Consider the following 26,236-nt stretch of genomic DNA (forward strand, 5'->3'; position numbering starts at 1 on the left):
GAAAAAATTTTCCCCAGGAATTTGGTTTTGACGGTTGTTTTCACCTATACTATAATTAGAATGTTATGGACAAAAAATTGAGGTGAATAGACCGTGTTTGATCGTCTTCAATCGGTGGAAGATCGTTATGATAAGTTGAATGAACTTTTAAGCGACCCACAAATTATTAATGATTCAAAAAAACTTCGTGAATATTCAAAAGAACAATCTGATATACAGGAAACTGTGCAAACTTATCGTGAATATAAAGAGGTACGCGCCCAGCTTCAGGATGCTAAGGCGATGCTTGATGAGAAGTTGGATTCGGATATGCGTGAAATGGTGAAGGAAGAAGTTAACGAGCTGGAAGCGCAAATCGTAGAGTTGGAAGCGAAGATGAAGCTTCTCTTGATTCCGAAGGATCCAAATGATGACAAGAACGTTATCTTTGAAATCCGCGGGGCAGCAGGCGGGGATGAAGCAGCCCTGTTTGCTGGGAATTTGTATCGCATGTACAGCCGTTATGCGGAGGCTCAGGGCTGGAAGACGGACCTTATTGATGCGAATCCAACAGGTCTTGGCGGTTACAAGGAAATTAGCTTTATGATCAACGGTCAGGGTGCTTATTCGAAATTGAAGTATGAGAACGGGGCACACCGTGTGCAACGTGTTCCGGAAACGGAATCAAGCGGTCGGATTCATACATCGACAGCGACGGTTGTTTGTTTGCCAGAAGCGGAAGAATTAGAAGTGGAAATCAACGATAAAGATATCCGGTTTGATGCGTTTGCATCCAGTGGCGCCGGCGGACAGTCCGTTAATACGACGATGTCTGCAGTTCGGTTAACACATATTCCAACCGGGATTGTGGTTTCGATTCAGGACGAGAAATCACAGCATAAGAATAAAGATAAAGCGATGAAGGTATTACGAGCACGGATTTATGATAAGTATCAGCAGGAAGCACAGGCGGAGTATGATTCGGTCCGTAAATCAGCGGTTGGTACGGGTGACCGTTCGGAGCGGATTCGGACCTATAACTTCCCGCAAAACCGGGTGACAGACCACCGCATCGGTTTGACAATTCAAAAGCTCGATCAAATTTTAGAAGGCAAGCTCGATGATGTCATCGATGCGCTGATTATGGATGACCAAGCGCGCAGGCTGGAAAGTGCCTCTAATGAGTAAAAAAGTCTATGAAGCTCTTCAATGGGCTTCTTCTTTTTTAGTTTCTGCGAGTCGTGATGAGAATGCGGGTGAGTTGTTACTTCGCCATTTGACAGGGATGTCACGGTCGCAGTTATTTGCGAATGTGCGCGATGAGCTGGCGCCGGGTGTGTGGGCTGAGTTTGAAAAAGCGGTTGAAGAACATGCGAAGGGTACACCGGTGCAGTATATTATCGGATCCGAGGAGTTTTATGGGCGCCCGTTTATCGTCAATGAAGAGGTGCTGATTCCGAGGCCGGAAACCGAAGAACTCGTCTACGGCGCACTCCAACGGATCAAGCGGCTTTTTGGCGGCAAGCAGGTTATCCGGTTAGCAGATATCGGCACAGGAAGCGGTGCCATCGCGATTACCATGAAGCTTGAAGAAGCCGAACTGCGGGTGGTGTCAGGCACCAATAGTAATGAGGGGCCAGTGTTAATGGTGTTAGGCACTGATATTGCGGAGACGTCACTCTCTGTGGCGCGCGAGAATGCGGCACGGCTTGGGGCGGAGGTTGAGTTTGTTCAGGGTGATTTACTTGTTCCGTTTATTGAGGGCGGGGCCAGGTTTGATGTGATCCTCTCAAATCCGCCGTATATTCCGCTTGGTGATATGACAACGATGTCGGAGGTTGTGACGGAGCATGAGCCGCACCGGGCCTTGTTTGCAGGGACGGATGGCTTGGATTTTTACTGCCGCTTTATGATTGAGCTGCCGCAGGTGCTGGAACAGCGAGCGTTGGTTGGTTTCGAAATTGGGGCGGGCCAAGGCGAAGCGGTAGCGGAGCTTATACAAAAGGCTTTTGAGGATGCAAAGGTAGAGATAGTGAATGATTTGTTTGGCAAGGATCGCATGGTATTTGCGGAAATCGGCTTCGGGGCTTAAGTCCCGAGGCTTTTTTTAGAAGGAAATCTTCTAGAGGTTTGCCCTTGGCTTTATGGAAAATATCAAAATTTAATAGTTTAAGATTCTGGCATTTTGTCCAAAATGAAGATATCGAAGGGACGGTGTCAGAATGAGAAGTAAATTAGTGGTTTGGAGTTATCTAATCGTGTTGTCTTTAGGGACAATGTTGAGTTTATATATGCCGAAGACGGAAGCAGCTGCGAAGGAATCGATTGTGATTCCGGGTGAAGCGATTCGGCTCAGGATTCTTGCAAACAGTGATTTTGAAGAAGACCAGGCCATTAAGCGGAAGGTTCGCGATGCGGTGAACGCGCAGATTACACTGTGGGTGCGGGATTTAACGTCGATGGAAAAAGCAAGAACGGTCATCAAGGCGAAGCTTCCTGAGATTCAAGCGATTTCGGAACAGGTAGTCCGAGAGCAAGGGTCCAATCAATCGGTGAACGTTGAGTTCGGCAAGGTTCAGTTTCCGACGAAATTATATGGTCAATTTTTATATCCAGCTGGTGAGTATCAAGCGATATTGATTACGCTCGGGAGCGGTGAAGGCGCGAACTGGTGGTGTGTGCTTTATCCGCCATTATGCTTCCTTGATTTTTCAAATGGTGTCGCGGTGAGTGATGGCTTTGAGGAGGAGAAAAAAGCTCATGCAAAAACTGTGAATCCTGACAAGCCAGTTGAAAAAGTAAAAAGGGAAGCAAACTCTAGTGAGAAACCGAAAAAGTTTAAGAATGAAGAAGTGGTAGCAAGTTCAAGCGGATTGAAAGAGGAAACAAGTTCTGTTGGACCGAAAGAAGCTAAGGTGGTAAAGGAAGATCCGAAGACAGTGGTGGTAAAGGCTGAAAAAATGGAAAAAGCGGCAACTGATGATGAAGTAGAAATGAAGAAACCTGAGCGGTTGATTGAAAAAAATGTGCCCGTGTTCAATGAAATTGTGATTGAAGATGCAGAAGAGACGGTGAAGGTAGCTGAAAAGGCGGCGCCTGTGTATACCTCGGAAGATGAGAAGCCGGTGGAAGTGAAGTTTTTCGTGGTAGAGATGTGGGAAAAGATATTTAATTAAGCCAGTTCCAATTAAGGGGCTGGTTTTTTCGCGTGGCGTGAAAAAACAGCGGTCCTATGCCTTATTAATTTTTACTAGATTTCGGGAATCTAGCGGTTCTATTTTTTCTATCTCATCAATATTCATAGAGTAGAATCTTAAAAAAGAGGTGGATAGGATGCGGGCACTAATTCGTAGAGCAAATAAACAAGATTTGGACGGTTTACGAGAGTTTTTATCTAGAGCCAAACTTGGAACGGATGGACTGACAGAAGAAACGGTTGATTATTTTTTGTTGCTAGAGAATGAGTATGGCACAATAATGGGTTCGCTTGGGATGGAAGCCTTCACAGAGTTTGGGCTCTTGCGTTCACTTGTAGTTTCCCCTGGACAAGCGGAAAAGGAAATCTTTATTCTTTTTGATCAAATGATGCAATTAGCAAAAGAAAAAGGGATAAAAGGTTTGTTTTTGGCAACAAATAAGAGCGTAGCCTTGCCGTTTTTTGAAATAATGGGCTTCCAGAGAATTGATCGGGCAGAAATACCCAGCGAATTTTATCAATCTAAACATATTCGACACGTTTTAAATGTGGATAACTCATTATTTTTAAAATTTTCACTATAATTGTGGGTATATCCACAAAGTTATCCACTTTTTCAAGGAAGTTGTGCACAATTTGTGGATAACACTTGTTTTTATGCCCACCTTCTTTTATACTTTCAAACGTATTGAGTGAAAAATATGAGTCTAGGTGACTAAATTCGCCAAATTTCGCTAATAGACTCATTTGTGATAAAGGTGGATAACTATGAACACAAAAGTTTGGAAAGTGGATAAGTCTGTGGATAATCTTGAAAGTAATCCACAAGTTGTGGATGCAGCAAATTTTTTACGGGATAATGAAGTAGTTGCCCTCCCTACAGAGACGGTTTATGGTCTTGGAGGTAACGCTGAAAGTGATGTGGCGGTAGCGAAGATTTTTGCAGCCAAGGGCAGGCCAAGTGATAATCCACTAATTATCCACATTGCGGATAAAAAGCAGCTGAGCACGTTTGTGGCTGAGGTCCCCGACAAGGCTGAAGTTTTAATGGAGGCGTTTTGGCCGGGTCCGTTGACAATTATCTTTAAAAAGAAAGAAGGCGTGCTAGCAAAATCGGCCACAGCCGGGTTGGCAACGGTCGCGGTGAGAATGCCGGACCATCCGGTCGCACTGGCATTGTTGAAAAGCTGTGGACTGCCGATTGCTGCTCCGAGTGCCAATAGCTCAGGCAAACCGAGTCCAACGAATGCCCAGCATGTCTTGGACGATTTAAATGGAAAAATTGCCGGCGTGATTGACGGGGGTGCAACAGGGATTGGCGTTGAATCAACAGTCATCGATTGCACGGAGGCCATTCCAGTTATCCTACGACCAGGTGGGGTAACAAAAGAGCAGCTCAAGGCCGTAATCGGTGAAGTTCGTGTCGATGCCGCATTAACCGATGAGGCGGCCCGGCCAAAAGCTCCGGGTATGAAATACCAACACTATGCCCCGAATGCACCGTTATTTATGGTGTCAGGCACCACGCAATTTCTCCAAAGTTTAGTAGAAGAAAAGCAAACGGCGGGTTTGCGGGTCGGGGTGCTTACAACGGAAGAGCAGGTGGATGTGTTGGAAGCGGATGTTGTGCTGTCCTGCGGGAAGCGGGAGGAGCTGGAAACTGTCGCCACGGCGCTATATGATACGCTGCGAAAATTTAATTTGGAACAGGTTGATATCATTTTCAGCGAAGTATTTCCAAACGAAGGTGTCGGAAATGCAATTATGAACCGCCTACAAAAAGCGGCTGGAAATAAGTTGATTGCTGAATAACACCAGGTTCCCCGACGAGGGGACCGGGTGTTTTTTAGTGTCAGGCACCAACGAGGCGGTAGCGAATTTTTTCGGTGTCAGACACCAACTTTGGCGTGAGTGAATTAATCGGTGTCAGGCACTATTATGTAACAAATTTTGGAAATGACCGGGCGGCTTGTACGCTATAGTAGATGTAGGTAATCAAATGTTCAGTTCCCCAACCAGACTTCTAAATTTATTAGGACTTGCATATGCTAGGGTAGTTAGTCCAAGGAGGCGGGGGCCGCATGTCTGAAATGATTGGCGAAATAGTTACTCTTCTATTAATGGCGTTTGCACTAGGGATGGATGCATTTTCAGTCGGACTTGGCATGGGAATGTACAAACTTCGGCTTCGAAAAATTTTTAATATTGGCATCACGATTGGCTTATTCCACGTATGGATGCCACTGCTTGGCTTAGTTGCGGGAAAATTTTTATCTGAGAAGTTTGGTACCTTTGCGACCTTTATCGGTGGTTTTCTACTGATTCTGCTGGGGGTGCAAATGGTGTGGTCGACCCTTAAAAAGGGTGAGGAGAAAGTCATCTCTCCGATTGGTTTCGGCTTGCTGCTGTTTGCCTTGAGCGTAAGTCTTGATAGTTTTTCTGTGGGGCTTACCTTAGGGATATACGGGGCCAAGACAATTATGGTAATTTTGTGCTTTGGAATCATGGCAACCGTGCAAACCTGGGCTGGACTGCTGCTTGGCCGCAAGATGCAGGGCTGGGTCGGGTCATACAGCGAGGCTCTTGGCGGTGCAATTTTACTTGCCTTCGGTTTAAAACTGCTTGCCCCCTTCTGGTAATAGGTGGATAGGCTAACCCTTTCGAATCCCAAACTTAAATATGATAAGATAAATTACATAAGATCTTGAGTAAGGAGGAAAACACATTGCAGCGCATTTTGTTTGTATGTACAGGAAATACATGTAGGAGTCCTATGGCTGAGGCAATTTTGAAAAATAAAGAAATTGACAGAGTTGAGGTGCGGTCGGCAGGAATCTATGCTGTGAACGGCAGTGAGGCTTCCGCTCATGTGAAAAGGGTATTGGAGGACAATGGGATTACACACAATCACCGCTCCAGCTTGTTAACCCGTGACGAGGTCGAATGGGCTAATCTCATCCTCACGATGACATCCTCACATAAGATGGCCATTCTGCAGCAATACCCGCAGCTGGGTCAAAAAGTATTTACTTTAAAAGAATACAGCGGTGAAGGCTCGGGTTCAGATGTGGTTGACCCTTACGGAGGAAGCTTAGCCATGTACGAAGAAACCTTTCGTGAACTAAATGGATTAATTGACAAAGCAATTGGAAAACTAAAGTAACTCAGGCTCTCTTTTTTGAAAAGAGGGCTTTAATTTTTGGCATGGCTTTTTAGTTTAATGGGAAACTTTATTTTTGGTTGGAACTTTATCTTTTTATAGCAGTATGTCAAAATTAATCACGAGAGGATAAGCCCTATAGTGGGGATAGTCCGTTAATAAGATATCGGAGGTTTTTAACATGAAAGTGGCACTAGCGTCAGACCATGGCGGGGTTAATCTTCGCAAAGAAATTGCACAATTACTTAAAGAAATGGGACTCGAATACGAGGATTTTGGCTGTGAATGTGAAACATCTGTCGATTATCCTGATTACGCACTGCCCGTTGCAAAAAAGGTGGCAAGCGGCGAGTTTGACCGTGCCATCCTAATTTGTGGGACTGGAATTGGCATGACGATTGCCGCCAATAAGGTGAAGGGGATCCGCTGTGCCCTAGTACATGATACATTTAGCGCAAAAGCAACGCGGGCCCATAATGATTCAAATATTCTTGCGATGGGTGAGCGTGTCATTGGACCCGGTCTTGCCCGAGATATTGCCCAAATCTGGTTAACAGGTGAATTTGAAGGCGGCCGCCATGCAGGGCGTGTTGGAAAAATTAGCGAATATGAGGATAAGCACCTCTAACCAGGCTTGGATTGGACTGAAAATCTGTTCGAGGAGGGTAAGGTTTATGATTCTAAAGTGTGAACAAGAATTGGAAGCGATACTAACGGAATTCAAAGAACAAGCAGCATTCCAACAAGGGCAGCTGCTAGTAATTGGCTGCAGTACGAGTGAAGGTTATCGGGGAGAGAATTGGGACATCGGGGACCGTTGAAGTGGCGGAAATGATTTACCGCTGTTTGAAAAAACTCCAAGAGGAAACGGGGATTGTACTTGCCTTCCAATGCTGCGAGCATCTGAACCGAGCCTTGGTTGTCGAACGAGCTGTTTTAGTGGAAAATCGTCTCGATGAAGTTTCAGTTGTCCCTGTCCGAACAGCTGGCGGGGCGATGGCAACGTACGCGTTTGGAGCGATGGATGATGCCGTTGTTGTTGAGTTTATAAAGGCGGATGCCGGCATCGATATCGGCAACACACTCATTGGTATGCATTTAAAACATGTCGCCGTTCCCGTCCGCGTCAAGCAAAAAAGCGTCGGACAGGCCCATGTCACCCTGGCCAAGGTTCGCCCAAAGCTGATTGGCGGAGTGAGAGCTGTATATGAACGGAGCCAGGAAAACACGAGCTGCTCTTAATGCAATGGGGTGTCTGCCATTAAAGTTTTATATGGCTGTATGATTTTATGGAGTAGAAGCGGTTTTGTTGAAAAGACGAATATTATTTTAAAATAATAGATGTTCGTTCGTGAAAAAATGACCCTAGATTTAAAAATGTTTACTTTCGGTGAAAAATATTATAAAAAACCGAAGAATGTTTTTCTTTTAATTTGAGTGTGTTTCTGCTAAAATAAAAAAGAATTTTTCGAAATTTATAAGTACTTACATATAAAGGGGGATTTTTTGTCATGAAGCATTTGTCTCAAGCCGATGAACAGGTTTTTCAAGCGATTCAAAAAGAATTAGGTCGTCAGCGTTCCAAAATTGAATTAATTGCCTCAGAAAACTTTGTTAGTGAAGCAGTCATGGAAGCCCAGGGGTCTGTATTAACGAATAAATATGCAGAGGGGTATCCTGGCCGTCGCTATTATGGTGGCTGTGAATATGTTGATATCGTCGAAGACTTAGCACGCAACCGGGCGAAGGAAATTTTCGGAGCGGAGTATGTAAACGTACAGCCGCACTCAGGTGCACAGGCCAATATGGCCGTTTACTTCACGGTTCTTGAGCAAGGTGACACCGTGCTTGGCATGAATCTCTCCCACGGCGGCCATTTAACACACGGCAGTCCAGTTAACTTCAGTGGTGTTCAATATAACTTTGTTGAATATGGAGTCGACGAAACAACACACCGCATCAATTATGATGATGTCCGTGCCAAAGCACTTGAGCACAAGCCGAAAATGATTGTTGCCGGTGCCAGTGCCTATCCTCGTGAGATTGACTTTGCGAAGTTCCGTGAGATTGCCGATGAAGTCGGTGCGTACCTCATGGTCGATATGGCGCACATTGCCGGGCTTGTAGCGGCAGGTTTGCATCAAAATCCAGTTCCTTACGCTGATTTTGTGACAACAACCACTCATAAAACCTTGCGCGGTCCACGCGGCGGGATGATCCTTTGCAAAGAGGAATTTGGCAAGAAAATTGATAAATCAATCTTCCCTGGAATTCAAGGCGGTCCATTAATGCATGTGATAGCTGCAAAAGCTGTTGCCTTTGGTGAAGCACTGCAGGACAGCTTTAAAGCATATGCTGGTCAGATTGTCACCAATGCCCAACGTTTAGCCGAAAGTCTCCAAAAAGAGGGCTTGAAGCTCGTTTCCGGCGGAACGGACAACCACCTGCTGTTGGTGGACGTGCAGACGCTTGGTCTGACAGGCAAAGTTGCTGAAAAAGTCCTTGATGAAATTGGGATTACAGTCAATAAAAACACGATTCCATATGATCCACAAAGCCCATTTGTAACAAGCGGTATCCGTATCGGTACGGCGGCAGTAACAAGCCGTGGCTTTGGTGAAGCGGAAATGGACGAAATTGCTTCAATCATCGCGTTTACCTTGAAAAATCATGAAGATGTGGCGAAGCTAGAGGAAGCAGCAGGCCGCGTCGAAGCGTTAACAAGCAAATTTACACTTTATCCAGAATATTAATTAGAAAAGTTCAAGCCTGGAACTTGACAGTTTTCATTTTTATCAGCAGAGAATCGACCTAACTTTTTAAAGTGGGGTCGATTTTTTTTGAAAAATCTAACTAGTTGATTTGAGCGTATTTTGATTTGCTCATTGCATTTTTTTTCTGTAAAATGAGACGAAGTGTACATTAATATAAAATAAGGGGCGATGATTATGGCCAAGGTATTTGTTTTTGACCATCCATTAATTCAGCATAAACTAACATACATACGTGATAAAAACACCGGAACAAAGGAGTTCCGCGAGCTCGTTGATGAAGTTGCGACCTTGATGGCGTTTGAAATTACTAGGGATATGTCGCTTGAGGATATCGATATCGAGACACCTGTTTGTCCGGCGAAATCAAAGGTTCTATCCGGTAAGAAAATGGGGATTGTTCCGATTTTACGTGCAGGAATTGGAATGGTGGATGGCATCCTGAAATTAATTCCAGCCGCGAAAGTGGGCCATATCGGTTTATACCGCGACCCTGAAACCTTGATGCCGGTCGAGTATTATATTAAGCTGCCAAGCGATGTCGAAGAGCGCGATTTCATTGTGGTTGACCCGATGCTAGCAACAGGCGGTTCGGCGATTGAAGCGATTCGCTCCTTGAAGAAGCGTGGCGCCAAGCACATCAAGTTTATGTGTTTGATTGCTGCACCAGAAGGCGTGGAAGCGGTAAAGACAGCCCACCCGGATGTGGATATCTATATTGCTGCCCTAGATGAGAAATTAAATGACCACGGCTACATCGTCCCAGGCCTTGGTGATGCAGGAGACCGGTTGTTTGGAACAAAATAAGATTTAGTTTGAAAAAAAGTCGGGCTTGCTCGGCTTTTTTTTTGTTGGTTTTTATTAAAATAGGTCATTGTCTTTTGGAAATTTAATTTGAAACCATCCATTTTTGAAAAAATAAAAGAAATCGCTTCAGAACGCTGGAAAAATTTATAGAAAGATACTTATTCTTTACTGGAATAGGGTTCCTTTTTAAAAAAAAGAGAATGATCAAGAGATAAAAAAGCAAAAACAGGAGTTTTATTTGGTAAAATTTGTCTAATTGTACAAAACACCTTGAAAAGTGAACAAAACTATTTAGAAATTGAACAAAACGATTAAAAAATGAACAAAACCTGTTTAAAAGTGAACAAAACCAATAAGAATTTTAAAAAAACCCCAACGAGAAGGAATTTCTTCAAAAAAAGAGCACTAAAGTCAATAAAATTCAAAATATATCCATAATTTTTATGCAGGAAATCTCAATTTTTAATAGAAAGTACCTCTGAAACTAGAAAATGAGGTGTGATGGATGGTTGTTTTAGAATTACAATTACCAATTCAAGCTTATCAATGTATGGCGTTGCTGCGTAGATTGAAGAAAAGTCATCCAATCAGAACGACAGTCGAACGCGACCTGCGATCGTGGCTGAAAGGATACTACGGGGAGAAGGAATGCAGCTATTTTCTGTCGCTTTTGCCTGAAGATCAATATTACATTTTTCATGGCCTGCGGCTAACCGACAAGAAGGTATTCCAAATGGATCTGGTACTCGTTTCACAGAGATTTATCTTCATGGCAGAAATCAAAAATCTATCGAAGAAATTGATTTTTAACAAAGAAACCAATCATGTAACAAAGGAATTTAATAATGAAGAAGAAGGCATTTCGAATCCAATTCTTCAGGTGAAAAGGCAGAAACTGCAATTCGTAAATTGGCTCAGGAAGAAGCAAATGCTGGGTTTACCAATTGAAAAGGCGGTCATCATCAGTAAACCAACGACGAAAGTGGAAACAACTCCAGACAATCAGCAAATTTTCAATGAGTTGATTTATGCTGAGTCGCTTCTGGATAAGTTGGAAGAACTGGAAGCCAGGTATCAAAAGCCTTTGTTTACGAAAAGAAAAACGAATCAATTAGTGGACCTCCTTTTAAGCCACCATCAAACTCCTATTCCGGATATCCCCCTATCGTACAAATTATCCAAGTCTGACATAATTTCAGGAGTGTTTTGCCCTAATTCTCAAACAGGTAACATGGAATTTTACTCAGCAAAGTGGCACTGCCCCGATTGCGGATATTCCTCTAAAACTGCCTTTTTTCAGACAGTCGATGATTATTTCCTCTTGTTGGGACCGACGATTACCAGGAAGCAGTTTGCAGAGTTTTTGTGTATCGGTTCTAGTTCCGTAGCGGGGCATCAACTTCGATCGCTCAACCTCACGTCATCAGGCTCCAAACGAGGAACAAACTACACTCTTCCCAAAAATCAACTCCTGTGCCCACTCGACGAAAAGGGAATCAACGCCTATACGATTCCGACCAGGTAAACTAGATAGGAGGTTCCACCGTAAATACAGGAAATCAACACCCAACCAAGGTGTCACCCGATAATTAGGTGTGCATACTTTCCCCCTTCATTGAAAACGATATGGAAAAAGGGGAATTCCGTCGATGAAAATTCTACTTGCGTTACTGCTGGTTTTTCAAACTCCGAAAATACTCATCCATCCTCAGATCACCAAAAGCACGCAGGAAACAACTGCGATTATTATCCTGGACAAAGCGCATACTGACCGGGAAATCCGGCAGATTATTCAACCCTACAAAGACGTTAAATTGCGCCGAGTTTTTCACGATGCGCTGGATGGATTCTCCGTCGCAGGCAGTGCGGAATCACTTGCGAAGCTCGGTCGCAGCCATGAACAAATTCGCAGTGTCTCACCAGTGATTACCTACCAGGCGGAAACGGAAGAGAGCGTCAAGATCATTGGCGGAGACGAGGTTCGCCGTTTTTTTGATAAAAAAAACCAACGGCTGACAGGAAAGGGGGTCACGGTCGGGGTCATTGATACCGGAGTTGATTACACTCATCCCGACCTCATGCGTAACTATGCTGGCGGCCGGGATCTGGTCGATAACGACCGCGATCCGATGGAAACGCTCGCCATCGGGAAGGCGACGATCCACGGAACACATGTGGCTGGCATTATTGCGGCCAATGGGAAAATAAAAGGCGTTGCCCCAGAGGCGAAAATTGTTGCGTACCGGGCACTTGGACCTGGCGGGGGCGGGACCACCGAGCAGGTGCTCGCGGCGATTGACCAAGCGATAAAGGATAAAGTCGACATTGTGAATCTCTCGCTAGGAAATGATATTAACGGGCCTGACTTGCCAATCAGCCTTGCCCTCAACCGTGCCGTCGACCGCGGGATCGTCGCTGTTGCAGCTTCAGGTAACTCTGGGCCGGATATATGGAGTGTTGGCTCGCCCGGGACGGCTTCCAAAGCAATCTCGGTCGGGGCATCTACCCCAACCCTGGAAACACCTTATTTATTAATAGAAGGAAGCAGGAATAAATTCCGGATTGAGCCGCTTGAGGGCTCAGCCAATTGGGCACTCGACCGCTCAGCTGACATAGTCGATGGCGGGATGGGCAGGCCGAATGAACTGAAGAATGTTGATGGGAAAATTGCCCTCATTAAAAGAGGCATCCTAACTTTTTCAAAAAAAGCAGAAAATGCGAAGCGAGCGGGGGCGAAGGCGGTCCTAATCTATAATAATATGAGTGGCGGCCGCTTCATGGGAAACCTTGACACCCAAATGTCGCTCCCGGTCGGCGCCATCTCGAAGGAAGACGGGGTTATTTTACAAAAAGCTTTAAAAAGCAAACCGACCTCAGCACGAGTCACTGTCCGTGAAGACCAGGACCAGCTCGCCGACTTTAGCTCACGCGGACCTGTGACAGGGACTTGGGAAATCAAACCGGATATTGTTGCGCCCGGGGTAGCGATTCATTCGACGATTCCGGGCGGCTATTTATCGCTTCAAGGGACGAGTATGGCGGCTCCGCATGTGGCGGGGGCGTGTGCGTTAATTAAGCAGGCCCATCCGGATTGGACGCCCGAAGAAATCAAAGCGGCGTTGATGAACACCGCGAAACCGCTGGCCGACTCCGGAACCACGGACCACGTAGGGAAGGGGAACCTGAGAAGCGGATCAACCTATTACCGTACCTATGAACAGGGGGCAGGAAGAATCCAAGTCGATGAAGCCATCAAAGCGACATCCCTTGTTTCACCAAGCAGTCTCCGTTTTGGGAAATTTACCGAACGAAATGATGACCATAAAGCCTATTTGCATGTTGTCAATACAAGCAACCAGGACCAGCGCTATTCATTTGCCATCCCGCCCCATGTTGTGGGAATCGACTGGCGCATGCCGTTAACGTTTACATTGAAGCCAAAAGAAACAAGAGACATTACCATTGAATTAACGGTCGACCCAGAGCTGTTTAAAGGGAAAATTTATGATGGCTACCTGCGCCTCGAGGCGGGCGGGTCCACGATCAGAATCCCCTATCTCTATGTTTTAGCGGAGCCAAATTACCCACGGGTCATGGGCTTTGATTTTGCAGAGGGAGACAAACCCGGGCAGTACCGCTATGAGGTATATTTGCCAGGCGGGGCGGAGGAATTTGGGATTGCGCTGTTTAACCCAGAGGATTACCGTTTTGTCGGTTTTTTAGATACGATTACTAATGTAAAAAAAGGACTCATTCGCAAGGACATCGAGGCTGAAATGCTGCCGGCGAATGGGAACTATTTAGTAAAAGTTTTTGCGATAAAGGCCGGCAGGGAGGATCACATGGAACGCATGATCACCATTGATAGGCAGGAAAACTAAAATAGCATGATGAAACAGACCATGTTCTCTCCAGACATGGTCTGTGTTTCGCAAAAACCATAACAAAAGTTCATAAAATTGTACCATTAGTATAATTCTAAACGTTCACAAAACGGACACAAATTAGGCAAAATTCCTTCACAATTTCCAATACAATAGGATTGTTGAGTTAATTCTAAATTGGAGGAAAATTAAGGGAAAGACTTTGTGGTATAATTCACGTAAATTCATTGACAATGCCAGGGTGCTATTGTATGCTAACAAAGGGTGTAAATGATAGGGTTTTCATGCAATTTAATCTATCTGAGGATAGTATTTAGGTAATGAATTTTACTTTTTGCCCGATTGGCATTCTCTAAGAGTGAGGATGTGTAATATGCGTCAAAACAACCGCAACCCATTACAAGCTATGGCTTTAATGTCCGCAATTGTCTCCCAATTAGTAGGTTCCATTTTAATAGGTATTTTCTCAGGCAGATGGCTGGATCAACATTGGGGTACCGAGCCAATTTTCTTAATTGTCGGACTGCTTATAGGTTTAGCAGCGGGTACCTATTCCATGCTTCTCTCAATCCGCCATTTCTATTCAGGAGATAAATAACTATGCCAGAATTCAGAGTTATGTACAACAGGCAGCGCAAATGGATTTTTTACTTGTTGTCCATTTATGTTCTAGGCTGGGGCTTCACATCGTATCAACCAATCTTTTTAGGGTTAATTCTTGGGACGTGCTTTAGTTATCTGAATCTGTGGATTCTAGTGAGAAAGACGGAAAGCTTTGATAAAAAGGTAACAGAGGGTAAGAAGCCCAAATCTTTAGGGTCGCTCTCGAGGATGGCTGTGGCGGGAATTGCTGCGTTAATCGCCTTACGATATCCCGAGCAATTTGATATGATTAGTTTAGTGATAGGATTAATGACATCCTATATTGTCATTATGATAGATTATTTTTACCATGCATTGCATGTACATAAATGAAGCGGAAGCGAGGTGAGTTTACATGGAACATGGTATTCCACAGTTTGAATTTATGGGCCTTTGGTTTAATGGCGCCAATATGCTGATGATTACGGTTGCTAGTTTAATCGTTTTCCTTATTGCTGTTCTTTCGACACGGAAGCTGGCAATGAAACCTACTGGGATGCAAAACTTCTTTGAATGGGTAATGGACTTTGTTAAAGGAATAATCAACAGCACGATGGATTGGAGAGATGGTGGAAGATTCCACATCCTGGGGATTACATTAATTATGTATATTTTTGTATCCAATATGCTAGGTCTTCCATTTGCAATTGTGGTTGATGAAAAGCTTTGGTGGAAATCACCAACGGCTGATCCAATGATCACCCTAACCCTAGCAGTTATGGTATTGGTACTATCCCATTATTATGGGGTCAAGCTAAAAGGTGTAAAAGGTTATGCAAAAGGTTTCTTCAGTCCAATGGGATTCTTATTCCCATTGAAAATCATTGAGGAATTTGCCAATACGCTGACTCTTGGTCTGCGTCTATATGGGAATATTTTTGCAGGTGAATTGCTTTTATCCCTATTGGCAGCTGGATTAGCACATCAAGGTATTGTCGGCACCATCGCAGCGATTCCGCTGACATTGGTATGGCAAGGGTTCTCTATTTTCGTTGGTACCATCCAAGCTTATATTTTCACAATGTTAACAATGGTTTACTTGTCTCATAAAGTGAGTCACGACCATTAATAATAATACACCCGTTCATTTTTTATGAACAAAATAAAAAAATAACCTATGTTTCATACATTTAAGGAGGAAAAAAGTAATGACAGGATCAATTGGTGTTTTAGCAGCAGCAATCGCAATCGGTTTAGCAGCAGTAGGAGCAGGTATTGGTAACGGTCTTATCGTAGGACGTACAGTAGAAGGTATCGCTCGTCAGCCTGAGCACCGTGGTTTACTTCAAACGACAATGTTTATCGGGGTTGCGTTAGTAGAAGCATTGCCGATTATCGGTGTAGTTATCGCGTTCATGGTATTAAACAAATAATTCTAGGCAAATCCACTTTGGCGATGATCAACAAATCTTCGCCATTCATTTATGTGTTTTTTCTATCGTTAAGCAACTCTTGAAAGGAGTGAACCGAGGGTGTTAACAAACAGTTTTGTATTAGCGACTGCTGCTGAAGGCGGCGGCCACATTAATACTGGAGATATCTTCTTCCAGCTCATCGTATTTATTATTTTGTTAGCCTTACTCAAAAAGTTTGCATGGGGTCCGTTGATGGGCATCATGAAGACTCGTGAAGAGCATATTGGTAATGAAATCAGCGCGGCGGAAAATAGTCGTTTAGAAGCTGAAAAGATTTTACAAGAACAAAGAAATCTTTTAAAAGAAGCACGTACGGATGCTCAAAACTTAATCGAAGCTGCGAAAAAGCAAGGGGAACTTCAGCGTGAAGAGATCGTTGCGGCCTCACGTACAGAGTCTGAACGTATTAAAGAAGCAGCCAAGCTTGAAATTGAGCAGCAAAAAGAAAAAGCTGTTGCCGCGATTCGTGAACAAGTTGCCTCACTATCTGTGTTAATTGCTTCAAAAGTAATTGAGAAAGAATTAACTGCAGCAGATCAGGAGCAATTAATAAACGAATATATTAAAGAGGCAGGAGAAGAGCGATGAGCAACTCAATGGTAGCAAAGCGCTACGCGTTGGCTCTTTTCCAAATAGCGAAAGAGACGAGTGCACTCGGAGTAATTGAAGAAGAACTTCGTGTAGTGAAGGAAGTTGTCCAATACAATCCTGACTTAAAAGTCGTCTTAAGTTCTTCCAAGCTTTCAAAAGAAGAGAAAAAAGAGATTATAAAAGCATCATTCACATCAGTAAATGTAAATGTACTTAATACATTGTTGATCTTAATCGACCGCCACCGTGAAGACCAAATTGTTGACGTGGCAAATGAATTTTTAGAGTTAGCGAATAATGAGATGGGTATTGCTGAAGCAAAAGTATACAGCACTCGTGAATTAACGGATGCGGAGCGCGAAGGAATCTCTTCTGTATTTGCTAAAAAAGTGGGCAAGAAGTCCCTAAAAATTGAAAATATCGTAGATTCCAACCTGCTGGGCGGCATTCGCCTGCGAATTGGAAATCGTATATATGACGGGTCATTAAGAGGCAAACTCGATCGTTTAGAACGTAAATTGTTAAGCTAGATTCGAAAGATTAGGGGTGAAACTCATGAGCATCAAAGCTGAAGAAATTAGTGCCCTGATAAAAAAGCAAATTGAAAACTATCAGGCGGAAATTCAAGTAACGGATGTTGGTACAGTTATCTCAATCGGTGACGGTATCGCACGTGTTCATGGCCTCGACAATGTCATGGCTGGAGAACTTGTTGAATTTTCAAACGGCGTTATGGGTATGGCACAAAACCTTGAAGAAAATAACGTTGGTATCATCATTCTTGGACCTTTCACAGAAATTAAAGAAGGCGACGAAGTACGCCGTACAGGACGCATCATGGAGGTTCCAGTTGGTGAGGAACTAATCGGACGCGTGGTAAACTCACTTGGACAACCAGTAGATGGTATGGGTCCAATCAATACAACAAAAACACGCCCTGTTGAAGCAGTAGCTCCAGGCGTAATGGCCCGTAAATCCGTTCATGAGCCATTACAAACAGGTATCAAAGCGATTGACGCCCTTGTGCCAATCGGACGTGGTCAACGTGAGTTAATCATCGGTGACCGTCAAACAGGTAAAACATCTGTTGCCATCGATACAATCTTGAACCAAAAAGGTCAAAACATGATCTGTATCTATGTTGCAATCGGTCAGAAAGAATCGACTGTTCGTAATGCCGTTGAAACACTTCGTAAATACGGGGCATTAGAATACTCCATCGTTGTTACCGCTTCTGCATCACAACCAGCTCCATTGCTTTACTTAGCACCATACTCAGGTGTTGCAATGGCAGAAGAGTTTATGTATAACGGCAAACACGTATTGATCGTGTATGATGATCTTTCTAAACAAGCGGCTGCTTACCGTGAGCTTTCCTTGCTGCTTCGTCGTCCTCCAGGTCGTGAAGCTTATCCAGGGGATGTATTCTACTTGCACTCACGTCTTCTAGAGCGTGCAGCGAAAATTAACGATACACTTGGTGCTGGTTCGATCACTGCGCTTCCGTTCATTGAAACGCAAGCGGGCGACGTTTCTGCATATATTCCAACAAACGTTATCTCGATCACTGATGGACAGATTTTCTTACAATCAGACCTTTTCTTCTCCGGTGTACGTCCGGCGATTAACGCAGGTCTTTCTGTATCACGTGTAGGTGGTTCTGCACAAATCAAGGCAATGAAAAAGGTATCTGGTACCTTACGTCTTGACCTTGCATCTTACCGTGAATTAGAAGCATTTGCTCAGTTTGGATCAGACTTAGATAAAGCAACACAAGCGAAATTGAATCGTGGTGCTCGTACAGTTGAAGTGCTTAAACAAGACCTGCACAAGCCACTTTCAGTTGAAAAACAAGTAGCAATCCTTTACGCATTAACACGCGGCTTCCTTGATGAGATTCCATTAGAGGATATCAGCCGTTTTGAATCAGAATACCTTAATTGGTTAGACCACAACCGCAAAGAGTTGTTAGACCATATTACAAAAACGAAGGACCTTCCTTCGGATGACGATATGGCTTCTGCAATCAACGCCTTCAAAAAGACGTTTGCAGTTTCCGAATAATAGGGTCTGACATTTAGAACGGTGAGGGTGTCAGGCACCATGTGAATGGTTCACACAGTGCCTCGCGCCTTACCAGACATTCTTTGAAAAAGGGTGGTGAGAACCTATGGCTTCATTACGTGAGATAAAAACTCGTATTAATTCAACGAAAAAGACGAGTCAAATAACAAAGGCAATGGAAATGACCTCTGCTGCAAAGTGGAATCGGGCCGTCGTGAATGCAAAAGCATTTGTTCCTTATATGAATAAAATTCAGGAAGTAACGGCATCGATTGCAATTGGCTCAGGCGGAGTAAATCATCCTATGCTGACACATCGACCTGTTAAGAAAACCGGTTACATTGTGATGACCTCTGACAGCGGACTTGCCGGTGCTTTTAACAGCAACGTGTTACGTCGCGTCAGTCAAACAATCAAAGAACGTCATAAATCGAATGATGAATTCGCCATCATTGCAATCGGACGCGTAGCACGTGACTTTTTTACCAAGCGCGGCATGAATGTAATCCTTGAAACAATCGGAATTCCGGCCCAGCCGAACTTCGCTGACATTCAAGACATTACCCGAGCAACCGTTGGAATGTTTGCTGATGGAACCTTCGATGAACTATATATCTATTACAGCCATTATCTAAGTGCCATTTCACAGGAAGTCCTTGAGAAGAAGCTCCTTCCGCTATCGGATTTAACCGCTTCTGACAAGCTCATTTCCTATGAATTTGAGCCATCTGCAGAAGAAATATTAGAAGTTCTCCTGCCTCAATATGCTGAGAGCTTGATTTACGGCGCTCTATTAGACAGCAAAGCGAGCGAGCACGCTGCCCGGATGACTGCAATGAGAAATGCAACTGATAATGCGAAAGAATTAATAAACCACTATACATTGGTATTCAACCGTGCCCGTCAAGCATCGATTACCCAAGAAATCACGGAAATCGTCGGCGGTGCGGCAGCGCTAGAATAGAGTTTAGATTAATTCTAATCTGGTGCCTGACACCAATGTTGCGAAAGAGTAAGTTAGGAGGGAAAACGATGAGCAAAGGACGCGTTCTTCAGATTATGGGTCCGGTAGTTGACGTTAAGTTCGAAAGCGGTCATCTGCCTGCGATTTATAATGCGTTGAAAATTTCAAGTAAAGCGAGTAATGCTTCCGAAGTTGATATCAACATTACCCTTGAAGTAGCTCTTCATTTAGGTGATGATACGGTTCGTACAATCGCGATGTCAACCACTGATGGTTTAACTCGTGGAATAGAAGTTGAAGATACTGGTGCACCGATTTCTGTACCGGTTGGTGATGTAACACTTGGTCGTGTATTTAACGTATTAGGTGAAACAATTGACCTTGCTGAAGCGATTCCAGCAACTGAGCGCCGTGATTCAATTCACCGTGAAGCACCAACATTTGAAAATCTTTCTACTCAGGTAGAAATTCTTGAAACTGGAATTAAAGTAGTAGACTTACTTGCCCCATATATTAAGGGTGGTAAGATCGGTCTATTCGGTGGTGCCGGTGTAGGTAAAACCGTTTTAATCCAGGAATTAATCAATAACATCGCTCAAGAGCACGGTGGTATTTCCGTATTCGCCGGTGTTGGTGAGCGTACTCGTGAAGGTAATGACCTTTACCACGAAATGACGGATTCAGGCGTTATCAAGAAAACAGCAATGGTTTTCGGACAAATGAACGAGCCGCCGGGCGCACGTATGCGTGTTGCTCTAACTGGTTTGACCATGTCTGAGTATTTCCGTGATGAGCAAGGACAAGACGTGTTGTTCTTCATGGATAACATTTTCCGTTTCACGCAAGCAGGTTCTGAGGTTTCCGCGCTACTTGGCCGTATGCCATCTGCGGTAGGTTACCAGCCAACTCTTGCCACTGAGATGGGTCGTTTGCAGGAGCGGATTACTTCTACAAACTTAGGATCAGTAACATCGATCCAAGCGATTTATGTACCAGCCGATGACTATACGGATCCGGCTCCGGCGACAACATTCGCTCACTTAGATGCAACAACAAACCTTGAGCGTAAGCTTTCTGAGATGGGTATTTACCCTGCGGTGGATCCATTGGCTTCCACATCTCGTGCCTTGTCACCTGATATTGTTGGCGAAGAGCACTACAATGTAGCCCGCCAAGTACAATCAACTTTACAACGTTATAAAGAGTTACAAGATATTATCGCAATCCTTGGTATGGATGAATTAAGTGATGATGATAAGTTAACGGTACAACGTGCGCGTCGTATCCAAGTATTCTTATCGCAAAACTTCCACGTGGCGGAGCAGTTTACGGGCCAGGCGGGTTCTTATGTACCTGTTAAGGAAACGGTTCGTGGTTTCAAAGAGATTCTTGAAGGTAAGTATGACCACCTTCCAGAAGATGCTTTCCGTCTTGTTGGACGGATTGAAGATGTGCTTGAGAATGCAAAACGCATGGGCGTTGAGGTCTAAACTGAGCCTGGAGGGTAAAAAATGAAGACGATTAAAGTCAGTATTGTTACTCCCGATGGCCCGGTGTTTGAATCAGATGTTGAAATGGTAAGTACCAAGGCAACTAGTGGTGATTTGGGGATTTCCCCGGGCCACATGCCGTTGGTTGCTCCGCTCGAAATTACGTCTGTTCGTCTCAAAAAAGACGGTAAAACGGAGTTTGTTGCGGTTAGTGGTGGATTTTTAGAGGTCCGTCCTGATCAAGTGACGATTTTAGCTCAATCAGCGGAACTTGCTTCTGAAATTGATGTGGAACGTGCCATAAAAGCGAAGGAACGTGCCGAACAACGGATGAAGGATCAGCATATCGAGCATATCGATTTTAGACGTGCTGAGCTTGCCTTGCAGCGTGCCATCAATCGCCTCGCCGTATCGGAAAGAAGAATGTAGTTTTATTAAATATAGCTGTAGAACCCCTGTGGCGGCAATTTCGATTGTTGCCGAAGGGGTTTTTTTGTAGTTTATTTTTGGCTTGAGCCTTTTACCTAATAGCTTGGGTGGTTTTTTGCATGAAATGGATGGGAGTGAATAGGATGGTAGTGGGACATGTTTAGATAATGTGAGATGGTGTTTGACTTCGTTTGGTAAATTACTTTTTTAGGAAAATAAAAGGTTTGGCTAAAAAAGAGATATTCGGTGAATTTTTAATGACAAATCTCACTGACAGTGTTCACATTTTGTTGTTTAATAGGGGTTGTTGTCGAACCTTTTTGGATGTTAGTTGGTTCTAGCGAACTGCATCCGAAGTCTCAGCACGTCATCTTCAGCTAGCGTTGCAATTTGCTAAAATTCCCTATTTTAAGCCTCTTTTGAAAGCGAGCTCTCAAGGGCCTTAAAATGTGAAATATTAGTGGCGTTATATTCAAACTTTTATGAATTTGGCTTGTCGACATGGGTTTGTAACAATGCTATAATGAATTCGGTTACAATATTAATTAGTATGAAAATTTACAACATTGGAGGGGATGGACATGGAACTTCTAAATGTATATCAGAATAATTATCTGATTGTTTTTGCGTTTCTATGTCTTGGGGTGCTGCTGCCTGTGGTGGCGTTATATTTAGGTAAACTTCTGCGTCCGAATAAACCAAGTGATGCAAAGTATACCACATATGAGAGCGGTATTGAGCCATTTCACGATTCCCGTGTACAGTTCAATGTCCGCTATTATATTTTTGCCCTGATGTTTGTTATTTTTGATGTAGAAACCGTGTTTTTATATCCTTGGGCAGTGGCCTATGATAAACTGGGGATTTTTGCATTAATCGAGATGTTGATTTTTGTTATTATGTTATTAATTGGCCTTGTGTATGCTTGGAAAAAGAAGGTGCTCCGATGGAATTAAAACTAGATGGCATTTCACAACAAGAAATGGCCGAGTTACAGCGAAGTGTATTTATGACTACGCTAGAGCAAATTAAAGCTTGGGCTCGAAGCAGTTCGATCTACCCGGTGACATTTGGTCTGGCTTGTTGTGCGATTGAAATGATGGGTGTGGGCGGTGCGAATTATGACTTGGACCGTTCGGGCTCCTTTTTCCGTACGTCACCGCGTCAGTCCGATTGTATGATTGTGTCTGGAACTGTGACGAAGAAGATGGCACCAATTTTACGAAGATTGTATGACCAAATGCCTGAGCCAAAATGGGTCATTGCGATGGGTTCTTGTGCGACAGCAGGTGGGCCGTATGTAAAGTCTTATTCCGTCGTTAAGGGAGTCGATCAAATCGTTCCTGTCGATGTCTACATACCTGGATGCCCTCCAAACCCAGCCGCTTTAATTTATGGAATCAATAAATTAAAGGAAAAGATTCGCTATGAAGCGAAGACTGGGAAGAAGGTGATCTAACCGATGAGTGGGGAAAAAGATCTTGATCAGTTAAAAAGGGAAGCAGTCGAGAAAGCGAAGGCTGCAGCAGCCGCAAAGCGAGCAGCAAAGGCCTTAGGGGAAGCCGCACCGGCATCAAAGCCAGCGGAAAAACCAGTGGAAGAGCCTGTTAAAGCGGAAACGCCAGCACCGACTCCGTCTGAATCTGTAAATGCCGAAGCACCCGCGGCTAGTGACTCAGATGACCTTGCGAAGAAAAAAGCAGCGGCGGTAGCGAAGGCGAAGGCTGCAGCGGCGGCAAAACGTAAAGCGATGGAGCTTGCAGGAGGCTCAGGCCCAGCCGAAGATACTGCAGCACCAAACGCGCCAACTGAACCGGAAGCACCAGTATCAGCCGACGGTGATGATCTTGCGAAGAAAAAGGCAGCGGCAGTAGCGAAAGCAAAAGCAGCTGCGGCAGCGAAGAAAAAAGCGATGGAACTAACAGGTGGAGAAGCCACTAAAGCTGAAACAGCCGAAGGTGAAAATGCCCCGGCAGGCGACGATGCGAAGGCCAAAGCGGTAGCAGCAGCCAAGGCGAAAGCAGTGGCAGTAGCGAAGGCAAAGGCAGCCGCAGCAGCGAAAGCGAAAGCAGGAACAGGCGCCGACTCAGACTCAGCACCAGCAGGTGGCGATGACGAAAAGGCGAAGGCAATTGCAGCTGCGAAAGCAAAAGCGAAGGCAGTAGCAGCGGCGAAGGCAAAAGCAGCAGCCGCAGCGGGAGGAAAAGCTGATGCACCAGCAGCCCCGGCAGCTGAAGCGAAGCCATCCGTAAACCAGGCATTCCTCGATAAGTATGTGAAGGTCATTACCGAGCATCTGGGAGCAGATGTTCTAGAAGATTCTTATATTAATAAACTCTCAAAGGACGTTCCAACCCTTGTGGCGAAGCGTGATACATATTATAAGGTAGCTCAATTTTTAAAATACAATGAGCTATTAGGATTCGATTATTTATCAGAGCTTCATGGATCAGACTTTGAAACACATATGGAAGTTTATGTTCACTTGTTCTCATATAAAAACCGTCAGTCCGTCGCCCTCAAAGTGAAGATTGACCGCAGCGAACCAACAATCGAGTCCTTGCAGCCACTTTGGGCAGGCGCAGAATGGCCTGAATGTGAAGCTTATGATTTACTAGGAATCAAGTTTCCGGGACATCCAGACTTACGGCGCATCCTGCTAGGCGAAGATTGGGTTGGCCATCCACTGCGAAAAGATTATGAGCCGTACGACGTGGAGGTGTAACCAATGATCAGAACAGAAGAAATGATATTAAACGTCGGTCCTCAGCATCCAAGTACGCACGGAGTTTTCCGCTTAGTTGTTAAAATTGATGGGGAAATCATCACCGAAGCGAAGCCTGTCATCGGATACTTACACCGTGGGACAGAAAAGTTAGCAGAAGACCTGCAATATACACAGATTATTCCTTATACCGACCGGATGGACTACTTGTCCTCGATGACCAATAACTATATCCTCTGTCATGCCGTTGAAACGATGATGGGGATTGAAATTCCTGAACGAGCTGATTTCTTACGCGTGATTGCGATGGAATTGAACCGGATTGCCAGTCACCTCGTGGCCTGGGGTACCTATATCCTTGACCTTGGTGCAACTAGTCCGTTCATTTATGCCTTCCGTGACCGCGAAATGATTATCAATATGCTTAACGAATTATCAGGGGCACGCTTGACCTTCAACTATATGCGTGTGGGCGGTGTGAAGTGGGATGCACCTGAAGGCTGGATTGAAAAAGTAGGCAGCTTTGTTCCGTACCTGCGCGGCCAGTTGAAAGGCTATCACCAGCTAGTCAGCGGAAATGAAATCTTCCTTGACCGTGTCAAAGGGGTCGGAAAGTATACAAAAGAAGAGGCGATCCAATATTCGCTAAGCGGACCCAATTTGCGCAGTACCGGCGTGAAATGGGATCTTCGTAAAGATGAGCCATACTCCGTTTACAATCGTTTTAACTTTGATGTTCCGACTTCAGAAGACGGTGATTGCTTAGCCCGCTATCATTTGCGTCTGCAAGAAATTGAAGAATCGTTAAAAATTCTGGAACAAGCCGTGGAACAATTTCCAGGCGAAGGCCCGATTATGGCGAAAGTGCCAAAGATCATTAAGGCACCTAAAGGAGAAGCCTTTGTCCGGATTGAATCACCACGCGGAGAGATTGGCTGCTATATTTACAGCGACGGCAAAAAAGAACCGTACCGCTTAAAGTTTAGAAGACCATCCTTCTATAACCTGCAAATTCTCCCGAAACTATTAAAGGGCGAAAATATTGCAAACATGATTGCTATTTTAGGGGCAGTAGATATTGTCCTTGGGGAGGTTGACGGCTAATGATAGAAGAATTGCTCCAGTCAAGTCCGGGTTGGGCTAACTTTGGGATTTTCTTTTTAATAGGCGTTGTCTTACTTTTATTCGTATTAGCTTTCGTTTGCTACGCAATTTTGGCAGAGCGGAAGGTATTGGGTTACATGCAGCTGCGCCATGGTCCAAACCAGGTCGGCGGCAAATGGGGACTCTTACAAACGATCGCAGACGTCCTCAAGCTGTTACTAAAAGAGGACATCATTCCAAAAGCAGCTGACAAGCCATTATTTATCATTGCACCAGTCATCGCCTTCGCACCATCCTTTTTGGTCTTAGCGACGATACCATTCACAGACGCCTTTCAGTTTGCGGATATAGGCGTTGGCCTACTTTATTATATTGCCGTTAGCGGATTAACCACCTTCGGCATGTTGCTTGGCGGCTGGGCCTCGAATAACAAGTACGCTCTCCTTGGAGGCATGCGTGCATCAGCCCAGATGATTTCCTACGAAATCCCGTTAGTTATGTCGGTGCTAGGTGTCATCCTACTAACAGGAAGCTTAAATCTAAATGATATGGTCGAAGCACAGAAGCACGGCTGGTTCATTGTCTTACAGCCAATCGGCTTTGTTGTCTTCTTCATCGCATCCATTGCCGAATTAAACCGGACACCATTCGACCTGCCGGAATCGGAAAACGAACTAGTCGCTGGATACCACGTAGAATATTCCGGATTCCGCTGGGCCTTCTTTATGCTCTCTGAATATGTGTATTTATTCGCAATGTCCGCCCTAATTACAGTTGTCTTCCTAGGTGGATGGCTCGCACCCATCAGCTTTCTGGACTTTATCCCAGGTGCCGTATGGTTCTCGCTAAAGTTTTGCGTCGTTGTCTTTGTCTATATCTGGCTGCGGGCAACACTACCGCGTTTCCGCGCCGACAAGTTGATGGAGTTTGGCTGGAAAGTCCTCCTGCCAATCGCCTTAGCGAATATATTCTTAACAGCATTAATTAAATCGTTATTCTTTTAAAAAATTTATGG

General features: G+C 44.5%; 27 protein-coding genes and 1 pseudogene. All 28 read left to right on the plus strand.

Features of this window, described 5'->3' with window-relative positions:
* Nucleotides 1–93: 93 nt before the first annotated feature.
* The 28 genes and pseudogenes from prfA (at nucleotide 94) to nuoH (ending at nucleotide 26,225) form a co-directional block, all read left to right on the plus strand.
* On the plus strand, nucleotides 94–1,167 hold the full coding sequence (prfA, locus tag RCG22_RS16455; RefSeq protein ID WP_098260185.1) for a peptide chain release factor 1: 1,074 nt from the start codon (nucleotides 94–96) through the stop codon (nucleotides 1,165–1,167).
* The gene (prmC, locus tag RCG22_RS16460; protein WP_308103807.1) at nucleotides 1,160–2,071 is read left to right on the plus strand and encodes a peptide chain release factor N(5)-glutamine methyltransferase; all 912 of its coding nucleotides are present in this window, start codon (nucleotides 1,160–1,162) and stop codon (nucleotides 2,069–2,071) included. Before prfA ends, prmC begins: the two co-directional genes overlap by 8 nt.
* Nucleotides 2,072–2,201: 130 nt before the next feature.
* Nucleotides 2,202–3,155 carry a stage II sporulation protein R gene (gene spoIIR, locus RCG22_RS16465; protein ID WP_308103808.1) on the plus strand — a complete coding sequence of 318 codons (954 nt, stop codon included), beginning with the start codon at nucleotides 2,202–2,204 and terminating at the stop codon, nucleotides 3,153–3,155.
* A gap of 157 nt (nucleotides 3,156–3,312) precedes the next feature.
* Nucleotides 3,313–3,759 carry a GNAT family N-acetyltransferase gene (locus tag RCG22_RS16470; protein WP_308103809.1) on the plus strand — a complete coding sequence of 149 codons (447 nt, stop codon included), beginning with the start codon at nucleotides 3,313–3,315 and terminating at the stop codon, nucleotides 3,757–3,759.
* 184 nt (nucleotides 3,760–3,943) lie between these two features.
* The gene (locus RCG22_RS16475) at nucleotides 3,944–4,987 is read left to right on the plus strand and encodes an L-threonylcarbamoyladenylate synthase (RefSeq protein ID WP_308103811.1); all 1,044 of its coding nucleotides are present in this window, start codon (nucleotides 3,944–3,946) and stop codon (nucleotides 4,985–4,987) included.
* A 269-nt stretch (nucleotides 4,988–5,256) separates the two neighbouring features.
* The gene (locus RCG22_RS16480; RefSeq protein ID WP_098260180.1) at nucleotides 5,257–5,814 is read left to right on the plus strand and encodes a manganese efflux pump MntP; all 558 of its coding nucleotides are present in this window, start codon (nucleotides 5,257–5,259) and stop codon (nucleotides 5,812–5,814) included.
* 98 nt (nucleotides 5,815–5,912) lie between these two features.
* Nucleotides 5,913–6,338 carry a low molecular weight protein arginine phosphatase gene (locus RCG22_RS16485; RefSeq protein ID WP_308107185.1) on the plus strand — a complete coding sequence of 142 codons (426 nt, stop codon included), beginning with the start codon at nucleotides 5,913–5,915 and terminating at the stop codon, nucleotides 6,336–6,338.
* 178 nt (nucleotides 6,339–6,516) lie between these two features.
* Nucleotides 6,517–6,963 carry a ribose 5-phosphate isomerase B gene (rpiB, locus tag RCG22_RS16490; protein WP_308103812.1) on the plus strand — a complete coding sequence of 149 codons (447 nt, stop codon included), beginning with the start codon at nucleotides 6,517–6,519 and terminating at the stop codon, nucleotides 6,961–6,963.
* A 46-nt stretch (nucleotides 6,964–7,009) separates the two neighbouring features.
* A pseudogene (locus RCG22_RS16495) lies at nucleotides 7,010–7,577 on the plus strand (TIGR01440 family protein).
* A gap of 269 nt (nucleotides 7,578–7,846) precedes the next feature.
* The gene (gene glyA, locus RCG22_RS16500) at nucleotides 7,847–9,088 is read left to right on the plus strand and encodes a serine hydroxymethyltransferase (protein ID WP_098260176.1); all 1,242 of its coding nucleotides are present in this window, start codon (nucleotides 7,847–7,849) and stop codon (nucleotides 9,086–9,088) included.
* 195 nt (nucleotides 9,089–9,283) lie between these two features.
* Nucleotides 9,284–9,913, plus strand: coding sequence for a uracil phosphoribosyltransferase (upp, locus tag RCG22_RS16505; protein ID WP_308103814.1), 630 nt, complete (start codon nucleotides 9,284–9,286; stop codon nucleotides 9,911–9,913).
* A gap of 505 nt (nucleotides 9,914–10,418) precedes the next feature.
* Entirely contained in the window at nucleotides 10,419–11,438 is a 1,020-nt protein-coding gene (locus RCG22_RS16510) for a nuclease-related domain-containing protein (RefSeq protein ID WP_308103815.1), read from the plus strand.
* 124 nt (nucleotides 11,439–11,562) lie between these two features.
* Nucleotides 11,563–13,794, plus strand: coding sequence for a S8 family serine peptidase (locus tag RCG22_RS16515; RefSeq protein ID WP_308103816.1), 2,232 nt, complete (start codon nucleotides 11,563–11,565; stop codon nucleotides 13,792–13,794).
* Nucleotides 13,795–14,170: 376 nt separating this feature from the next.
* Nucleotides 14,171–14,395 (plus strand): AtpZ/AtpI family protein, encoded by a 225-nt coding sequence (locus tag RCG22_RS16520; RefSeq protein WP_098262253.1) that lies wholly within the window; start codon nucleotides 14,171–14,173, stop codon nucleotides 14,393–14,395.
* Between the two features lie 2 nt (nucleotides 14,396–14,397).
* Complete coding sequence (locus RCG22_RS16525; RefSeq protein ID WP_098262254.1) at nucleotides 14,398–14,772, plus strand: ATP synthase subunit I; 375 nt, start codon at nucleotides 14,398–14,400, stop codon at nucleotides 14,770–14,772.
* A 22-nt stretch (nucleotides 14,773–14,794) separates the two neighbouring features.
* A complete protein-coding gene (gene atpB / locus RCG22_RS16530) occupies nucleotides 14,795–15,508 on the plus strand; it encodes a F0F1 ATP synthase subunit A (protein ID WP_098262255.1) in 714 nt (237 codons plus the stop codon).
* Between the two features lie 79 nt (nucleotides 15,509–15,587).
* Nucleotides 15,588–15,812, plus strand: a complete 225-nt coding sequence (atpE, locus tag RCG22_RS16535) for a F0F1 ATP synthase subunit C (protein WP_026568218.1) — start codon at nucleotides 15,588–15,590, stop codon at nucleotides 15,810–15,812.
* Nucleotides 15,813–15,911: 99 nt separating this feature from the next.
* Nucleotides 15,912–16,442 (plus strand): F0F1 ATP synthase subunit B, encoded by a 531-nt coding sequence (gene atpF / locus RCG22_RS16540; protein ID WP_098262256.1) that lies wholly within the window; start codon nucleotides 15,912–15,914, stop codon nucleotides 16,440–16,442.
* Nucleotides 16,439–16,975 carry a F0F1 ATP synthase subunit delta gene (locus RCG22_RS16545; protein ID WP_098262257.1) on the plus strand — a complete coding sequence of 179 codons (537 nt, stop codon included), beginning with the start codon at nucleotides 16,439–16,441 and terminating at the stop codon, nucleotides 16,973–16,975. Before atpF ends, RCG22_RS16545 begins: the two co-directional genes overlap by 4 nt.
* Nucleotides 16,976–17,000: 25 nt before the next feature.
* Complete coding sequence (gene atpA, locus RCG22_RS16550) at nucleotides 17,001–18,509, plus strand: F0F1 ATP synthase subunit alpha (RefSeq protein ID WP_098262258.1); 1,509 nt, start codon at nucleotides 17,001–17,003, stop codon at nucleotides 18,507–18,509.
* Nucleotides 18,510–18,615: 106 nt separating this feature from the next.
* Nucleotides 18,616–19,473, plus strand: coding sequence for an ATP synthase F1 subunit gamma (atpG, locus tag RCG22_RS16555; RefSeq protein WP_308103817.1), 858 nt, complete (start codon nucleotides 18,616–18,618; stop codon nucleotides 19,471–19,473).
* A gap of 68 nt (nucleotides 19,474–19,541) precedes the next feature.
* Nucleotides 19,542–20,963: a F0F1 ATP synthase subunit beta gene (gene atpD / locus RCG22_RS16560; protein WP_098262260.1), complete on the plus strand. Its 1,422-nt coding sequence runs from the start codon at nucleotides 19,542–19,544 to the stop codon at nucleotides 20,961–20,963.
* A gap of 21 nt (nucleotides 20,964–20,984) precedes the next feature.
* Nucleotides 20,985–21,392 carry a F0F1 ATP synthase subunit epsilon gene (locus RCG22_RS16565; RefSeq protein WP_098262261.1) on the plus strand — a complete coding sequence of 136 codons (408 nt, stop codon included), beginning with the start codon at nucleotides 20,985–20,987 and terminating at the stop codon, nucleotides 21,390–21,392.
* 581 nt (nucleotides 21,393–21,973) lie between these two features.
* Nucleotides 21,974–22,348, plus strand: a complete 375-nt coding sequence (locus RCG22_RS16570; RefSeq protein WP_066248618.1) for an NADH-quinone oxidoreductase subunit A — start codon at nucleotides 21,974–21,976, stop codon at nucleotides 22,346–22,348.
* The gene (locus RCG22_RS16575) at nucleotides 22,339–22,851 is read left to right on the plus strand and encodes a NuoB/complex I 20 kDa subunit family protein (RefSeq protein WP_098262262.1); all 513 of its coding nucleotides are present in this window, start codon (nucleotides 22,339–22,341) and stop codon (nucleotides 22,849–22,851) included. The genes RCG22_RS16570 and RCG22_RS16575 overlap by 10 nt, the downstream gene beginning before the upstream one ends.
* A 3-nt stretch (nucleotides 22,852–22,854) precedes the next feature.
* Nucleotides 22,855–24,117, plus strand: a complete 1,263-nt coding sequence (locus RCG22_RS16580; RefSeq protein ID WP_308103818.1) for an NADH-quinone oxidoreductase subunit C — start codon at nucleotides 22,855–22,857, stop codon at nucleotides 24,115–24,117.
* 3 nt (nucleotides 24,118–24,120) lie between these two features.
* A complete protein-coding gene (locus tag RCG22_RS16585; protein ID WP_098262264.1) occupies nucleotides 24,121–25,221 on the plus strand; it encodes an NADH-quinone oxidoreductase subunit D in 1,101 nt (366 codons plus the stop codon).
* Entirely contained in the window at nucleotides 25,221–26,225 is a 1,005-nt protein-coding gene (nuoH, locus tag RCG22_RS16590; RefSeq protein WP_308103819.1) for an NADH-quinone oxidoreductase subunit NuoH, read from the plus strand. The genes RCG22_RS16585 and nuoH overlap by 1 nt, the downstream gene beginning before the upstream one ends.
* The last annotated feature ends 11 nt before the right edge of the window (nucleotides 26,226–26,236 follow it).

The sequence above is a fragment of the Neobacillus nitrireducens genome, from assembly GCF_030915405.1.
In the GTDB taxonomy this organism is placed as follows: domain Bacteria; phylum Bacillota; class Bacilli; order Bacillales; family Cytobacillaceae; genus Neobacillus.

Bases quoted from the DNA above. Each gene is read 5' to 3' on its own strand.
- atpG (WP_308103817.1), top strand. From the start codon at position 18,616: ATGGCTTCATTACGTGAGATAAAAACTCGTATTAATTCAACGAAAAAG.
- RCG22_RS16575 (WP_098262262.1), top strand. From the start codon at position 22,339: ATGGAATTAAAACTAGATGGCATTTCACAACAAGAAATGGCCGAGTTA.
- RCG22_RS16565 (WP_098262261.1), top strand. From the start codon at position 20,985: ATGAAGACGATTAAAGTCAGTATTGTTACTCCCGATGGCCCGGTGTTT.
- RCG22_RS16545 (WP_098262257.1), top strand. From the start codon at position 16,439: ATGAGCAACTCAATGGTAGCAAAGCGCTACGCGTTGGCTCTTTTCCAA.
- upp (WP_308103814.1), top strand. From the start codon at position 9,284: ATGGCCAAGGTATTTGTTTTTGACCATCCATTAATTCAGCATAAACTA.
- RCG22_RS16480 (WP_098260180.1), top strand. From the start codon at position 5,257: ATGTCTGAAATGATTGGCGAAATAGTTACTCTTCTATTAATGGCGTTT.
- RCG22_RS16570 (WP_066248618.1), top strand. From the start codon at position 21,974: ATGGAACTTCTAAATGTATATCAGAATAATTATCTGATTGTTTTTGCG.
- RCG22_RS16580 (WP_308103818.1), top strand. From the start codon at position 22,855: ATGAGTGGGGAAAAAGATCTTGATCAGTTAAAAAGGGAAGCAGTCGAG.
- RCG22_RS16520 (WP_098262253.1), top strand. From the start codon at position 14,171: ATGCGTCAAAACAACCGCAACCCATTACAAGCTATGGCTTTAATGTCC.
- RCG22_RS16475 (WP_308103811.1), top strand. From the start codon at position 3,944: ATGAACACAAAAGTTTGGAAAGTGGATAAGTCTGTGGATAATCTTGAA.
- rpiB (WP_308103812.1), top strand. From the start codon at position 6,517: ATGAAAGTGGCACTAGCGTCAGACCATGGCGGGGTTAATCTTCGCAAA.
- RCG22_RS16515 (WP_308103816.1), top strand. From the start codon at position 11,563: ATGAAAATTCTACTTGCGTTACTGCTGGTTTTTCAAACTCCGAAAATA.
- RCG22_RS16470 (WP_308103809.1), top strand. From the start codon at position 3,313: ATGCGGGCACTAATTCGTAGAGCAAATAAACAAGATTTGGACGGTTTA.
- spoIIR (WP_308103808.1), top strand. From the start codon at position 2,202: ATGAGAAGTAAATTAGTGGTTTGGAGTTATCTAATCGTGTTGTCTTTA.
- atpB (WP_098262255.1), top strand. From the start codon at position 14,795: ATGGAACATGGTATTCCACAGTTTGAATTTATGGGCCTTTGGTTTAAT.
- atpD (WP_098262260.1), top strand. From the start codon at position 19,542: ATGAGCAAAGGACGCGTTCTTCAGATTATGGGTCCGGTAGTTGACGTT.
- nuoH (WP_308103819.1), top strand. From the start codon at position 25,221: ATGATAGAAGAATTGCTCCAGTCAAGTCCGGGTTGGGCTAACTTTGGG.
- atpA (WP_098262258.1), top strand. From the start codon at position 17,001: ATGAGCATCAAAGCTGAAGAAATTAGTGCCCTGATAAAAAAGCAAATT.
- prmC (WP_308103807.1), top strand. From the start codon at position 1,160: ATGAGTAAAAAAGTCTATGAAGCTCTTCAATGGGCTTCTTCTTTTTTA.
- RCG22_RS16585 (WP_098262264.1), top strand. From the start codon at position 24,121: ATGATCAGAACAGAAGAAATGATATTAAACGTCGGTCCTCAGCATCCA.
- glyA (WP_098260176.1), top strand. From the start codon at position 7,847: ATGAAGCATTTGTCTCAAGCCGATGAACAGGTTTTTCAAGCGATTCAA.
- RCG22_RS16510 (WP_308103815.1), top strand. From the start codon at position 10,419: ATGGTTGTTTTAGAATTACAATTACCAATTCAAGCTTATCAATGTATG.
- atpE (WP_026568218.1), top strand. From the start codon at position 15,588: ATGACAGGATCAATTGGTGTTTTAGCAGCAGCAATCGCAATCGGTTTA.
- RCG22_RS16525 (WP_098262254.1), top strand. From the start codon at position 14,398: ATGCCAGAATTCAGAGTTATGTACAACAGGCAGCGCAAATGGATTTTT.